Source organism: Lentimonas sp. CC4 (assembly GCF_902728235.1).
GTDB lineage: Bacteria > Verrucomicrobiota > Verrucomicrobiia > Opitutales > Coraliomargaritaceae > Lentimonas.
The window spans coordinates 1582321-1596273 of record NZ_CACVBO010000001.1; the positions used below are offsets into that span (position 1 = coordinate 1582321).

12 protein-coding genes are annotated in these 13953 nt (G+C 54.6%); all 12 read right to left on the reverse strand.

Annotated elements, in window-relative coordinates; genetic code table 11:
• Positions 1-49 precede the first annotated feature (49 nt).
• Positions 50-871, reverse strand: a complete 822-nt coding sequence (locus GZZ87_RS06950) for a hypothetical protein (RefSeq protein ID WP_162028036.1) — start codon at positions 869-871, stop codon at positions 50-52.
• A gap of 46 nt (positions 872-917) precedes the next feature.
• A complete protein-coding gene (locus GZZ87_RS06955; protein ID WP_162028035.1) occupies positions 918-1841 on the reverse strand; it encodes an archaeosortase/exosortase family protein in 924 nt (307 codons plus the stop codon).
• Between the two features lie 66 nt (positions 1842-1907).
• On the reverse strand, positions 1908-3743 hold the full coding sequence (locus GZZ87_RS06960; protein ID WP_162028034.1) for a DUF4105 domain-containing protein: 1836 nt from the start codon (positions 3741-3743) through the stop codon (positions 1908-1910).
• Between the two features lie 64 nt (positions 3744-3807).
• Positions 3808-4254, reverse strand: coding sequence for a DUF3015 family protein (locus GZZ87_RS06965; RefSeq protein WP_162028033.1), 447 nt, complete (start codon positions 4252-4254; stop codon positions 3808-3810).
• A gap of 402 nt (positions 4255-4656) precedes the next feature.
• On the reverse strand, positions 4657-5643 hold the full coding sequence (gene cbiB / locus GZZ87_RS06970) for an adenosylcobinamide-phosphate synthase CbiB (protein WP_162028032.1): 987 nt from the start codon (positions 5641-5643) through the stop codon (positions 4657-4659).
• Positions 5644-5666: 23 nt separating this feature from the next.
• A complete protein-coding gene (locus GZZ87_RS06975) occupies positions 5667-6764 on the reverse strand; it encodes a threonine-phosphate decarboxylase (RefSeq protein WP_162028031.1) in 1098 nt (365 codons plus the stop codon).
• Positions 6765-6783: 19 nt separating this feature from the next.
• Positions 6784-7512 (reverse strand): adenosylcobinamide-GDP ribazoletransferase, encoded by a 729-nt coding sequence (gene cobS, locus GZZ87_RS06980; RefSeq protein ID WP_162028030.1) that lies wholly within the window; start codon positions 7510-7512, stop codon positions 6784-6786.
• Complete coding sequence (gene cobT, locus GZZ87_RS06985; RefSeq protein WP_162028029.1) at positions 7497-8573, reverse strand: nicotinate-nucleotide--dimethylbenzimidazole phosphoribosyltransferase; 1077 nt, start codon at positions 8571-8573, stop codon at positions 7497-7499. Before cobT ends, cobS begins: the two co-directional genes overlap by 16 nt.
• A gap of 9 nt (positions 8574-8582) precedes the next feature.
• Positions 8583-9116, reverse strand: a complete 534-nt coding sequence (cobU, locus tag GZZ87_RS06990; protein ID WP_162028028.1) for a bifunctional adenosylcobinamide kinase/adenosylcobinamide-phosphate guanylyltransferase — start codon at positions 9114-9116, stop codon at positions 8583-8585.
• Positions 9116-9922, reverse strand: coding sequence for a cobamide remodeling phosphodiesterase CbiR (gene cbiR, locus GZZ87_RS06995; RefSeq protein ID WP_162028027.1), 807 nt, complete (start codon positions 9920-9922; stop codon positions 9116-9118). The genes cobU and cbiR overlap by 1 nt, the downstream gene beginning before the upstream one ends.
• Complete coding sequence (locus GZZ87_RS07000; RefSeq protein WP_162028026.1) at positions 9915-11288, reverse strand: cobyrinate a,c-diamide synthase; 1374 nt, start codon at positions 11286-11288, stop codon at positions 9915-9917. Before GZZ87_RS07000 ends, cbiR begins: the two co-directional genes overlap by 8 nt.
• Positions 11285-13951 (reverse strand): precorrin-4 C(11)-methyltransferase, encoded by a 2667-nt coding sequence (cobM, locus tag GZZ87_RS07005; RefSeq protein ID WP_162028025.1) that lies wholly within the window; start codon positions 13949-13951, stop codon positions 11285-11287. The genes GZZ87_RS07000 and cobM overlap by 4 nt, the downstream gene beginning before the upstream one ends.
• Positions 13952-13953: the final 2 nt, after the last annotated feature.

Genomic DNA, 13953 nt, shown 5'->3' on the forward strand with positions numbered 1-13953 from the left:
ATTGAGTCGTCCCCTTTGGGTGTAACTCATGAGTGGTGTGGCTTACGAACTAGTTCGTATTCACTGTGCCTGTTACATTCTGCATTATGCTACCTGAGCGTTGGGTTGGTAGCCAGCTGTTGTTGTTGTTCTTCTTCTTGTCCCAGTTCGACCAGTTTAGCTTGTCTTGGTTGTAGTGTGTCTTTTTGTGCATGCTTGGGTTAATTATAACTGTGGGACGGCGATAGTAGTAGTTATAAGGGGTGGTGTAATAGTCTCGTATGCGGATCTCAGAGTTGCTGACGGACTCCGTTTCTTTGCGGATTTTTTCGGTTTCGAGGCGGGCGCTTGCGGCTTCTTTTTCGGCAAGTGCGACGCGTGTTTCGAGCTCGGCGATTTTTTCCCGGTTCTTCAGTTCGGCTAGTTCAGTTTGGTAGCTTTCCAGCGCACGCCCGATTTCAGGAGAGACATCGACTTGTGGGAATTTGATTTGAAAACTACGCCAGTAATCTACGCGATCTTTGGCAGGGAGTGCTGCAAAGGTGCTGCTTTGTAATTTGAAGGCTTTTAGTTTTTCGCCAGCTTCGATGTGATCCGCGGCCAGTTTTTCTTGTTGAATCACCCATTCGGCATGTTCCTGCTTCGCTCGTTCTTGGTCTTTCGCGAACTGTTTGTCGCTCATGAGCTCGATCTCGGCAATGACTCCATCGCGAATGCTTACCTCGCCTTCGGGGTAGAGGAGCAGTGTTTTATCGCCTAGGTGAATGGTGCCTTGTGGCTTTCCTAAGGCTTCAATGGCTTGCTCCTGTGTCTGGCCGATTTCGACTTTTGAGTTAGCGGCTGACGATGCGAGGGGTAGCAGTAGGGCGATGGCGACGAGGTATGCTTTCATGATGCCAACACTATGTGTCAAAAATGCTGAAATGGCAAATCCGAGTTTAGGCCTCCGTTTGAGTCGGACCTTTGAGCAGAATCCACGTCAAAATTAAGCAGCCCCAGTAGGTGATGGTGCCAACGATTTCGTGCATTAAATGGTAGTGCTCCATCATCGACGGAGCCAGTAGCACGATAATCAGGATACGGAGCGTATTGAAAATGAAGCCGAGTGTGATGCCTGCTAGTATGTTGAGGCATGCCTCGATTGTTCCCTTTCTACGGTAGATGGTTAGCAGCACCGAAAGCAGTAGGCTGGTTAGAATGACGCCAAATCCGTTACATTCAGATGCGACATGGAAGGGGTGCTCGTTGACTAGGAGGATGAGCTGCGGCGGTTCTGTTGCTGTGTTGCCCACCACTCCGAGTTCGACGGTTTTACCGATGGCAGAGAGGGCTGCCCCGCTCCATTTGCCTGCGAGTGTGCGTAACGGCCAGTCTAGTGGTGCCATTAATATGCTGAGCAGCATGAAAGCACAGAAGGTCCCGGTCGCTGTGTAGGTGATGCGGCGTAGATCACGCCCGAAGACGAAGAGCACTGTTGAGGCGAGTCCGCAGCAGTAGGCGGGAATCACTAACAGCGAGCCGATCACGTTCAGGTATACAGACGAAGGTGGAATGACGTAAGGCGAGATGGCGCTTAGAAGCAGCAGGCCATACGAAGCGAACAGTGTTTTGCGGGCACTCTTGTTGAGTGTGAGTGGTTCTGTGATGTCGATCCGAGTGTAGAGGACGAGCGTGAAGATCGCCATGACGAGCACGATGAGTGCGTGCAAGATACGGCTTTGTTCATTGGCGCTGGATGCTACCCAGAGTGTGATCGGTAGAAATGCCAGCCCGAGACAGCCATATAGCAAGCAGTTGAGCCAAAAGTCGGCTTGTGAACGCTTTACTTTAAAGCTGTCAAGGATCTGGTGGCGTTTGGACATGTTAAAATCACTCTGATGAGCGTCTGGTGAAAGACAAGGCTGCGACGGATTTGTTCAGTCTTCGTTTTAGAAGAATAACTGAAAGGAGCAGCGCAACTCGTTCCACGTTTGCTCGAACTCGTGACTACGGCTAAAGCTGACCTGTAGGGCGGTGGTGTCCCCTAGGCTATAGGCGGCTTTGGCTTTGAATTCCGTCAAGTTGTTGTCCTCGCCTAGGAAGTAGTAGCGCTGGCGTATCTCGAATTGACTGCGCCACTTCGGAGTCCATTTGCTGAGCAGGCCGACAACGCCTCCGCCGCCAGCCATGTGATTGGAGGCTAGGCTTTTGTTCAGATAAATCGCGGGTTCAATCAGCGCATAGCCGATAGAGTTATCAAAGAGCGAAACACTCACGCCGACACCGGCATCGAAGTAGATCGCCGTGTGGCGATCATGGCTGTCTTTCTCTTTGATGGTCGTAAGCCCTGTATTCAGCGTCCACGATTTGGATTTAAAGAAGGTATCAATAGGGGAGAGTGATTGAATACTAATGGCGTCGAGTTGTCGCACCTCTAGCTTTTGTTCATCGGTGTAATAGTAGAACTCGCCGCTGAGAAATTCGATGGCGCTGCCGAGCGTGTAGCCCGCGCTGGGATCCATTAAATCATGATACGCGGGGCGCAGACTAAAGGAAATGAAGTCGCGACTGTCGTAGCTACCAAAACCAGTAGTGATACGACTGGAGTCGTGTCCCATGTGTGGCGGCGGCGGTGTGGTGTTTGGGTAGAAATCGTCGTCTACTTTGCCGAGAGGGGCACGTTGCTTCAAGATCGTGAGAAACCGGTCTGCGTAGGTCTTCTGATCGATCTTACCGTCCGCGTGATACATCTGCAGCAGTTCTGCGGAGAGGTCTAGGCTGCGGATTTTGTCTTCCCGATTGTCGAGGCTTTTGGTCAGTTCAATTGATGCAGCATCGCTTTTGGTTGCCTTAACGCTGCGCTCTTGTAGCTCCTTAGGCAGAGTGGACGCGATACGTTTGATCGTGGTGGAGCGCGAGGGGCGGTAGTGCTCGCTCGCAATGAAATTGTTTTTGCGGACTTCTTTGATCGTATCAACGGGGATCACCCAATGTTTGAATTGGTCAACCATGTTGCTGGCAGGACGTGCGGCATCGAGTAGGAACAGTAAATTATAAGAGCAATTCTCTTTGAAGAAAAAGTAGTTACTGTAGGCATCTTTCAATTCCCATAGGTGAAGTATCAGGTTGCGGACTTCGTCTTGGTTTAGGTTGAGATTATATTCCCAAATGTCGCGCATGCTTAGGTCGCTGTATTGCTGAACTTTCTGATAATATGGATCGATGGAGAAACGCCCAGGATAATACCCAAAGATGCCTTTGACTGCGAAGATGAGCCCATTGCTCTCTTCGGTGATGGCGCTGTAGTTGATAGAATACGCGAGTATTTTTTCGTTACGCTTGCCTTCGATATTGATCAGCGTGTGACCAAACAACGAGGCAGGGTTGTTCATATATTGAGTCGGGAATATAACGCTTGCCGCAGTTGGTTCCATCGTGTCCCAAACTTCTTCGAAGGTGCTGCTTTGAGCCGCGACGAAACGCGCGGTGTGTTCGGGCGCTAGATTTTTCTGCAGCCAGTTCAAGCGCGCGGGGAAGCGGTTGATTGGATGCGCTTCATCGGATGGATCTCCCGTTGAAAAGGCTGCAACGGTGGCTTCGAGTTCGGCTGTTGGGTTGGTCGCCCCCTCAGGACTTAAAAAGAATTTGGGATCATCAATCGTGCTTTTTTGCGAGAAGATTGTCCGCTTGTAGTGCAATAGCGTATGCCAGTAATCGTCCTCGGCAAGTGCTCCGATTGAGTTCGCTGGAGCGGCCGTGCAGATCGTCGCAAGGGACGAAGTCATGCACAGCAGAATACAAAAAAAGGGCGCAGCAATTCTGCTGCGCCCTGAAGATTGTAAATCCATATTATCCAACGAAGACTGACTTCATGTTGCCAATGACTTCGTCATGGCTGATCGCACCGGAAGTGTAGATGGTGCCGAAGTTTTCCTGCAAAGTTGCATTGAATGCATCTTTGTCTTCGATTTGAAGGATACTGCAGATGGCGTCGAGTGACTCACCTTGACCTTGTGCCATGTCTTGTGCGAGACCGTCCATGTTTTCTTCAACGAACTTTTGTAGCTGTTGGCTCGCCCAGAGTTCGTCTGGCTTGTCTGCCCCGCAAGTTCCAGAGGAAATTGCAAATGTTTGGTTACCGAAACTGCCGTTGGTGGTCGCAGCACACACTTGAGAGACGAGACCGTCGTGGCCTTCGAAGACTTGAGTGCCGAGGCCGATGCCGACGTTGTCTTGCTTGTCCGCGTAAGCGAAAGGAGCCGCAAGGATTAATAAGGTAGCAATGGTTTTTTTCATATTTTATCTTCTTTTTTGGGTTATGTGTGGCGTAACAGTTATTACTCCAAGAGTGGATTTTGTGCAGTAAACACAGAGCGCATCGGAAATGTAAATAGTGGGGTGGAATCCTTACGCTTAAGTTTATAATGGGGCGTCACTTAATGTATCGATCTATACAATCCTACTTCCGTTATGTAAAGTGGAAACCTGAGATGTGCTTCATGTTCTGTATTTGGCTCCAAATTTAGGAAGTTACTAGACTGAAAAAGACTCCTACTTGTGTTCGGCTGGTCTGCGCTAGAGATCTGAAATAGTTGCCAGTCCACTGATCTTTGAATGGTAGTTCGTCATCAAGAACGATTCTTTTCGCCTGTAACCTTGCCTATGTGTTTACATTTTTACTGCCTTTATGACGATCATTTACGTCAGAACGAACAGGCCGATTGAGAGCGGGAGGGATACGATTAGGGCGCTAGTAATGATCAGGTGGCATGTATTACGAATGTCCGATACTGAGGCTGTGATATCTTCGCCGATCCACTTTTTGTTGACGACTCGCCCTGGATATTGGGTGGGTCCGCCTAGTTTAATTCCGAGTGCTCCAGCGACAGCTGCTTCGGGGTGCGCTGAATTCGGGGAAGGGTGCTTCAAGCGATCGCGCCAACCAATACGCCAAGCGCCCATGCCAGACAGCCCTGGTAGTAATGCGGCTGCGAGGGTTAGGATTAGAATCGACAGGCGAGCCGGGATAAAATTCATGCAGTCATCCATGCGTGCGGAGATACAGCCGAGCTGAAGGTAGCGCTCGTTACGGTAGCCGACCATGGCGTCGAGGGTGTTGGTCGTCCGATACCAGAGCACGCAGAGCGATGCCGTGCTGAGGGGGTCGGTTGGCAGGTAATGGCTCAAATAGAGGCCGAAAATAAACCAACACAGGGGGGCTAGAAAGGCGTCGACGAAATTTTCTGCGAGACTTTCGATGCAGGCGCGGGCGATGCCGCTGGCGTCCAGCTGGCTGACGTCGCGTCCGACGATCCATGCGACGCGGTCACGGGCGGCTTGGAGTTGTTCGTTCTCTAGAGCGGCAATGATTGGGCGGGCATGTGCGATGAGGTCACCTAAGCCTAGGCAGGAATAGAGAATGAAGAGCGCGAGCAACACTTGCAGTGTGGGGGACGCCGCGCATAGGCAGAACAGACCGCCGACTAAGGCAAGCGGGAGCGTGCAGGCCAGTAGATAGAGCAGAGTGGACCCCAGGCGGTTGTCGAGCTTGCATCGGCGTATCCTGATTTCAACGACTCCGATCCAATGGCCGATCAGGCGGACTGGATGCAAGGCGTAGCGAGGATCGCCGATCAGAAGATCGAGGAAAACCGCGAGTAATAGCACTGCAGCGAGAGTGGGCATTTGTTAGAGGGCAGTGGGACTCGTTAGCTGACGGACTTCTGGAGTGCAGCGACGAGCGCTTGGTTGGCGTCGTGTGCTTGAAAGCCTATACGGAAACAGCCTGCTGGTAGGCCTGGGAAATTTTTGCAACAGCGCACGTGCTGTCCTTGCTGCAATAGTTCAGTTAACACCTGGTCATACTGGCTGGGATCGTTGAGGCGCAGCAGGCGAAAGTTAGTTGCGGATGGGTAGAGCTGAATGCCAGGTATCTTGCTGAGCGCGGCATCGAAGTGTTGCGACTCGGTGGCGAGCCAAGCGCGCAGTGCCGTGTCGTATGTGCTGCAGGTCGCTAGTTCGGTGGCGATGGTTTCCGCGACGGAGTTGACTGACCATGGTTCGCGCACTTGTGACAAGGCGCGAATGCTCTCGGGGTCTGCGATGAGGCTGCCAATGCGCAGACCTGCGATCGCGTAGTATTTGGTGAGTGAGTGAAAGACAAACAGGTTGGGGCGCAGGTGCTGAGGGTTGAGCAGCGAAGCGCGTCCCGGGATTGGCAGGAATTGGATAAATGCCTGATCGATTAAGAAGTGCGTGTTCGGGTATTGTGCACAGAGATCTAGGATGCAGTCGGCCGAGGCCGTCGCGCCATCGGGGTTGTTCGGGCTGCCCAGAAAGACGGCATCGACTTTGGCGAGTGCTTCGCGGAAAGGTGCACTGCACAAAAATGCGTCGTAGTCTTGGCCTAAGGGCCGCTGGCAGCTGTGGACTTGGGCACCCCCCGCACACGCCGAGCGCTGGTAATCATGAAAGGCAGGCTGGGGGACGAGCACGTGTTGATACCGTTGCACGCGCTGCAGAAAATACATCAGCTCCAGTGAGCCATTGCCGGCGATCACGCAGTCTGCGTCGAGCCCGAAGCGTTGGGCGTAGTAAGCCTTTACTCCTGCACCGTCGGTGCTGGGGTAGTGTGCGATACGCTGTGGCAATTGATTCCAGAGCGCGAGAATGCTTTCGGGGAGCTCCAATGGACTGAGGTTCACACTAAAGTCGATCACCGAGCGCGGCTCGATGCCATAGCGTTGAAACAACACACTCGGCGTGCCACCATGGGCGTCTTTTTGATCTTCGACGGTTTGGCTCATAGGGAAATATCTTTTCGTCTTATCGGCAGGCGATGATTAGTAGCGCGATCAGTTCCGTGAGTTCGCAGCTTGCGCCGAGGACGTCGCCAGTGACGCCACCGATCCGGTTACGACTGAAGTAGCCGATACCGAGGGCGACGAGGGCGGCCGTTGCCAAAATAATGAGTCCTGTGACGGGAGAGTAGATGATCAGTAGTAGCGAGAGGATCAATGCACCTATGAAGTGTGCGGGCTTTGCTTCGTTGACGATGGCAGCGGCGGTGCCGGTTTGGCGTGGATATTGAAAGCGGTAGGCGAGCAGCACGATGCTCATGCGCGAGGCGCTAAAGGCGAGGGGAATGAGGAGCACGTTTTGATTCGCCATGATTTCTTGGTAGGCGGCGAATTTGCCAATCAAGAGCAGCACCAAGGCCAGCACCCCGAAGGCTCCGATGTGGGAATCTTTCATGATCTCTAGGCGGCGCTCTGCGGTAAAGCCTCCCCAGAATCCGTCTGCGCAGTCAGCTACGCCATCGAGATGAAAGCCACGCGTTAAGGCGACGCCTGCGATCAGCGCACCCAGCGCGGGGAGGGCTGGCCAGTCGGGTGCGAGCAATTGTAGCAGGCAAGCGATGCCAACCACCAACCAGCCAAGGATTCCGCCCACAAGCGGAAACCATGTGATGCCGTCAGAAAACCGCTTGGCTTCACGCCCTGGAATAGGCAGCACGCTGAGCAGGCGAAGGGCAGTGGTTAGAGCGGGAAGCAACGGTTGTCCTCCGATGAGTGGTTTATATTGAGCGCACTGAAGGTTGCCATTTCGCCATATAGTTTAATGGCGGCATCTATAATAGTCATTGCCAATACGGCACCAGTGCCTTCACCCAGTCGCATTTGTAAATCGAGGAGCGGGGTCGTGTTCAGTTCTTGCATGAAGCGGTCGTGTCCAGGCTCTGCGGAACGATGTGAGAAAAACATATAATCAGCCGCGGCGGGGCACATCCGAACCGCAACCAGTGCGGCTGCCGAAGCAATAAAACCATCCACAACAACGGGAACGCGTCGAGCCGCGGCTCCTAGGTAGAGTCCGCACATCGCAGCGATCTCCAGCCCGCCGACTGCGCACAGTGCTGAAAAGGGATCCTGTAGTGCTGCTTGATTCGCCGCCAGTGAGCGTTCAATGATGTCGATCTTGGACTTGAGTGCTGCATCGCTTTTGAGGCCCGCGCCCGGGCCGGTCACATCTTGGACGGGGCAGGGCAATAGTGCTGCCAACAGCGCTGAGGAGGGTGTGGTGTTGCCGATGCCCATCTCTCCGGCTGCCAGTAAAACGACGCCATCGTCGGCTGCTTGATTGGCGCGTTCGATCCCGACGCAGAGTGCTTGTTCGCATTCGTCGGCAGACATGGCCGCGCCCTGGGTCATATTACGCGTGCCTTGAGCGATCTTTCGGTGGAGCAAGTCGGGCTCCGCGCTTAGATCGGTCCAGACGCCGACATCGATAAATTCAGATTCTGCATCGACATGCCGACTGAGCACATTGATGCCAGCCCCACCGCGCAACATCCCCTGTAGCACCTGCGCGGTCACCTCTTTGCCCGAAAAGGTATGCCCTTCTTCGACCACCCCGTGATCGGCTGCGAACACGCAAACACGTTTCTTGCCGACTTTTGGTGAGTGTCGTCCGCTGGCCAATACATAGCGCATGGCAATATCTTCCAGCCGCCCTAAGCTGCCTTGTGGTTTGAGTAGGTCGTCTAGATGGTGCTGGATCGCACCGATCTGGGAGCGGTCAATCGATTGGATTTTTTCAAGCGTTTGAGTGATCATGACGTCGATTTATTTTAATTTTAACGGTAGCCCACTTACGATGAAGAATGCTTCATTCGCGAGTGCAGCTACCTGCTGATTTAAGCGTCCCGCAACATCTCGGAAACGCCGTCCCATTGAGGTCTCGGGAACGAGCCCCATGCCGAGCTCATTGGTGACAAATACGATTGGGCAAGGCGGGGCTTTGAGCACTTCAAGGAGTGCTTGGACTTCAGCGCAGTGCTCAGAAAAGTCTTCTTTGTGGTGCATCAGATTGCCTAGCCAGACCGTGAGGCAATCCACGAGGATCACCTGTGTCGCTTCGGGCACCGCAGTAATCGCACCGGCGAGGTCGATCGGTGCTTCGACAGTCTCATAGGCCTCACCACGTTGAGCGCGGTGTAAATCCACCCGTGCACGCATTTCTTCGTCAAAGATTTCTGCGGTCGCAATATAGCAACGCGGCGTTTGAGCCTGGCAGGCCAACTCTTCGGCGAAGCGGCTTTTCCCGCTTCGGCAGCCGCCGGTCACTAAGGTCACAGTATTGGAGGTGGATCGAGTCATTATTGGGATTTAAGCCGTTCGCGTAAATGTTGTAAAGAATCCTCCCATCGGTCTCGCCTAAAGAGTTCAAGCGTGAGCACGCGCCATTCCGGGCCAGTGTGGGCATAGGCTTGTAGGGCCTCATCAAATAGTGTGTCTGGCAAATAGCGTGTGGAATGGTGATCTTTGCCGTGCTGCACCCCATGCATGTGAAACACGCCACAACGCGGTAGCCAACGCGCTAATTCGGCGGCCACGTCTTGCTCGTGTTGCAGCGCGTGCCCGATGTCGTAGCAAATCGATGCGCCCGACGCGTCGATGGCGGGCGCAAGTTCTGCGTGCGGCGTATGTGTATTTTCAATACAAATACGTTCAGGTGCTCCACAGATTTCCCCGAGCTCGCGCAGTGAATGCGTCAATGCATCGATGTCGGGTGGCGCACCGTCATCGCCGTCGCCATGACAGACATAGGCGCGAGGCGTGAGCGGAGCCAATGCCTGTATCACATCAGCACAGGCTTGCACCGCTGCTTCACGAATGGCTGCTTGCTTGGAGGCGAGCTGCACGTCCGCGGGTAGGTGCACTGTCACACTGAGATTTGCTTCGGCTTGGATACGAACAGCCTCAGCTAGCCAGGAAAGGTCCGTTTCGGGCGTAATCGATTCGAAAAACAACAAGGCGATGTCTTCGACTTTATCTGCGAGGAATCGAATGTTGTTTAGATAATCATCAGCGAGGATGAACGAAGTCGTGCCTAGTCGATATCCCGTGTGTGCGTTTGCACTTTGATGCTTTGATGCGCGTAATGATGGATGCGTGTCAGCCATGCTTGGATAATTGGGAGAGCCATGCCTTTACTGTGCCTGGGTTTGAGGCGAAGTGCGGGTGAAAATAGGAGGCATAGACCTTTCCTGACTGTATGCCAATGCATTCGTTGCGTTGTCCGCTTGCATCCGTCACGGCGAAGAGAGGCTGCGCATCCTTTCCCGCGACGACTTCCGACCAGTGGAATTCATGTCCACGTAGTCGGGTTCCAGCTGGGCCGAAGAGTCCGTCGTTCAAGGTGGTGGCCTCTGTGTAGCCCAGACGTTGGCGTTTGTCGCGCATCTGGCAGGTCGCTTGCAGCACGCCGCTCATCGGAAAGACCCGTCCGTCTGAAAACGTGATTTCTTCGCAGAGATACATGAAGCCGCCGCACTCCGCATAAATGCTCCCTCCTTCGGCGGCATAACGGCTAAGACTTTCGCGCATCGAGTGATTCTCGGCCAGCTGTGCGGCAAATTCCTCTGGAAATCCGCCACCAATATATACGCCGTCCAATCCGTCGGGGAGTTGTGCATCGTGCAGAGGCGAAAACTCGATGAGTTCTGCGCCCTCTGAACGGAGCAGATCGAGATTGTCTTCGTAATAAAAATAAAACGCTTCGTCGCGCGCTAGCCCCAGACGCACACGTGTCGGCTGTTGCGCTTGCGAGGGAATGGCTGCCGCCGCAGTCATTGGCCGTGTAGTCAACTTCAGCAGACGATCGATATCGACTTGTGCCTCCACAGCAGCACCCAATGCTTCTAAACGTTCGGCTTGTTGCTCCAGTTCCGTGTGCGCCTGCAGCCCTAGGTGGCGCTCCGGCATGGTAAAGCTGGCGTCGCGCGGGAGTGTGCCGATCAACGGAGGCAGCCCTGCCGCATCGAGCGCATCGCGGATGAGCTGCGCGTGTCGCTCGCTGCCCACTCGGTTCGCAATCACCGCGCAGATGGACACACCTGCTTCGAAGTTAGCAAATCCACTCACTAACGCCGCGACTGAGCGCGCCATCGCCCGAGCATCGACGACTAACACCACGGGCATCTCGGTCAGCTGGGCAATCTCAGCGGTGCTGCCAGTGAGTTCGGACGCGCTGGCTCCATCGAAGAGCCCCATCACGCCTTCGCAGATAGCAACATCGGCACCGTTACAAGCATTGTTAAAATACGTCGAAATTGATGCAGCCGGCATCATCCATGAGTCTAGGTTGCGCGAGCGTCGGCCAGCAGCCTGATGATGAAAGCCCGCATCGATATAGTCTGGGCCGCATTTGAAAGGCTGCACGGTCAGTCCGCGCTTTTTGAGCGCCGCCATCAGCCCGAGACTGAGCGTCGTTTTACCAGAGCCAGACTGTGTGCCTGCGATACAAAAACTATGGGTGAGTGCACTCATTCAGCGACGGCGTAGCTTGGCTTTTTCTCGTAGCCACGCTTGGTGACCATGTAGCCGTCTAACGTGATGGTGGACTCGTTGCCGATGATGAGCATGGTCGTCATGCCGATCTCTTCGATTGGGATATCTTTGAGCGCACCGACCCACTTCCATTCCTTCGGGCGTCCTGCATCCCGCACCAGTGCCACTGGGACGGTATCCCCGCGATGCTCGACAAAGGTCTCTAATACCCAATCCAGCAGTGCTTTGCGTTTACGGCTGCGGGGGTTATATAGGCAGCAAACGAGTCCTGCTTCGGCGACGGCTTGGATGCGTTTCTTAATCCATTCACGTGGTGTGAGTAGGTCGGAAAGACTAATTGTTGCAAAGTCATTCATCAGCGGCGCACCGATCGCGGCTGCTGCACTGCTGGAGGAGGTGACGCCTGCGATCACTTTGACAGTGACATTGTTCTGCCCAAGAGCGGCGACGCGCTCAAAGATCAACCCTGACATGCCGTAGATGCCTGCATCGCCCGAGCAAACCAGTGCGACCTTGTTGCCCTCTGCGGCGAGACGAACAGCCTCGTCACACCGTTCGATTTCAGAGCGCATACCTGTGCTATACACGCGGTTGCCGTGCGTGAGCCATTCGAGTTGTTTGCAATAGCTGGTATAGCCGACGACCCAATCCGCTTGGCGGATCGCAGTCTCGGCCTCGTTGGTGAGCGAGGCCTGAGTGCCCGGTCCAATGCCGATTGCATAAATGACGGCTTCTTTAGCCTCTGGCTCAGCGATCGATTGCACAATCGAGCCCATCGTTGCGACTGCGACGGTCACGCCGTCGTCCTTTTGTTTCGGTGCGAGGAGGCGCCCTTGACCAAAGACACGTGCGCCTGCTTCTGCGACCGAAGGTGTGCCGACTTGGCTGGCAACAAACTCAGATGGATTCGTCACGGCTTGCTGGTTCAGGCTTTCGGCTGACAAGAAATGACACTGCCAATGATTGCGCGCAGCGAGCTCTAGAATGCCAGCTTCATCGTGCTTTATTTCTGCAGAGACCAGATGGTCGATACGGCTGCGGTCAATTCCATAGCGCAGGCAGGTGCGCTCGATCGCGGCATCGATTTGATCGGCGGGCGTGCCGCGCTTGCAACCGATCCCGAGCACCAGGCTCAGGCGGCTGAGTGCGAGCCGTGGCCGCTCATTGATTTCCAGTTCGGTATCGAGGCTAACGATGGCGTCAAAATCGTCCAGTGCGTCAGTCACCGCGCACGTCCTCACGTGTGGCAAGTCTGCAAAGGCCGCGGCTTCGTCGGCAGTGAATCCGATCAGAGCGATGCGTTGCTGCTCAAGCAGTGCTTTGTTGAGTAACACGATGCTATCTCGGTTTTCAATTCGTAGGCCACGTGTGGCGGCAAACTCGTCAAAGGCGAGCATGCCTTGCGTATCAGAAGCGGTCGAAATAACGGCCTGCGCGCCGCATAGTTTTTGGATGTCTTGGGCGAGACGGTTGCCACCTCCGAGATGGCCACCGGTGAGGCTTTGCACAAAGTTGGCTTTTTCATCCATGACCAAGGTGGCTGGATCGACTTCCTTTGATTCCAGCAGCTGAGCCACTTTACGCACGACGATGCCAGAAGCCATGATGAACACATGCGCGTCATAGTGCGCCCATGTGTTCTGCAGGCATACTTCGAATGCATCGGGCGCAAAGGTCTGCACCGTATCACCGTTTGCTTGGCAGGTCTCAATTTGTGTTTCGCTGACATAGGCAGTGCCATCGAGTAATGAGGCTAATTGTAGCGCTTGCTGACTGCCCGCTTGTGTGAGTCCGTAAACCGCGATGCGTCCACCAAAACGTAAGAAGGGGGCGCATTCTGTTTCTGCCACTGGCAAACTCTCGGTCTTTTGTGGGCCGTTGGCTTTGCGGTATCCGTGGCTAAAGCCGCGATCGTAGAGGAGCGATGCCTCGCCTTCGCCCGAGAGCACGTCGCCAACCATAATGATCGCTTGGCGTGTGATGCCTGCCTCGCGCACGCGTGCCGCAATCGTGCTGAGCGTGCCACGCACCGATTTTTCGTCGGGCCAGCTGGCGCGATAGACGACGGCTGCGGGCGTTTGTTCGGTGTAGCCACCGCTGGCGAGCAGTTCTTCGACAAGTCCTTCAATATCGCCGATGCTTAGGTAAAGTGTGAGTGTCGCACCGATTGCCCCAATGTGTGGTAGTGCCTCGCGCTCGGGCACGGGTGTGCGTCCTGCACGGCGACTAATGATGACACTCTGCGAGAGTCCCGGCTGTGTGAGTTCGGCATTCAGTGTGGCGGCTGCGGCAAAGGCTGCGGTGATTCCCGGGATCGATTGGTAAGAAATGTCGGCCGCGTCGAGGAGGCGCATTTGCTCCTTCGTGGCACCATAGATTGAGGGGTCGCCCGTGTGGAGGCGGAGCACGGTCTGTTGCGCGCGGGCGGCGTCGATCATGATTTGCACGAATTCGTCGAGGTTGAGCCCCGCGCTGTCGTGGAGTTGGCACTCGGGCTTGTGGTGTGCGATCACTTCAGGGCTGACGAGTGAGCCCGCATAGACGATGACGTCTGCTTCGGCGATGGCTCGGTGAGCACGTAGCGTTAATAAATCAGGTGCGCCGGGGCCAGCTCCGCAAAAAGTTACTGTTCCTTTTTTCATAG

Coding starts and splice junctions, on each gene's coding strand:
- GZZ87_RS06950 (WP_162028036.1), bottom strand. CDS start 871: ATGAAAGCATACCTCGTCGCCATCGCCCTACTGCTACCCCTCGCATCG.
- GZZ87_RS06955 (WP_162028035.1), bottom strand. CDS start 1,841: ATGTCCAAACGCCACCAGATCCTTGACAGCTTTAAAGTAAAGCGTTCA.
- GZZ87_RS06960 (WP_162028034.1), bottom strand. CDS start 3,743: ATGACTTCGTCCCTTGCGACGATCTGCACGGCCGCTCCAGCGAACTCA.
- GZZ87_RS06965 (WP_162028033.1), bottom strand. CDS start 4,254: ATGAAAAAAACCATTGCTACCTTATTAATCCTTGCGGCTCCTTTCGCT.
- cbiB (WP_162028032.1), bottom strand. CDS start 5,643: ATGCCCACTCTCGCTGCAGTGCTATTACTCGCGGTTTTCCTCGATCTT.
- GZZ87_RS06975 (WP_162028031.1), bottom strand. CDS start 6,764: ATGAGCCAAACCGTCGAAGATCAAAAAGACGCCCATGGTGGCACGCCG.
- cobT (WP_162028029.1), bottom strand. CDS start 8,573: ATGATCACTCAAACGCTTGAAAAAATCCAATCGATTGACCGCTCCCAG.
- cobU (WP_162028028.1), bottom strand. CDS start 9,116: ATGACTCGATCCACCTCCAATACTGTGACCTTAGTGACCGGCGGCTGC.
- cbiR (WP_162028027.1), bottom strand. CDS start 9,922: ATGGCTGACACGCATCCATCATTACGCGCATCAAAGCATCAAAGTGCA.
- GZZ87_RS07000 (WP_162028026.1), bottom strand. CDS start 11,288: ATGAGTGCACTCACCCATAGTTTTTGTATCGCAGGCACACAGTCTGGC.
- cobM (WP_162028025.1), bottom strand. CDS start 13,951: ATGAAAAAAGGAACAGTAACTTTTTGCGGAGCTGGCCCCGGCGCACCT.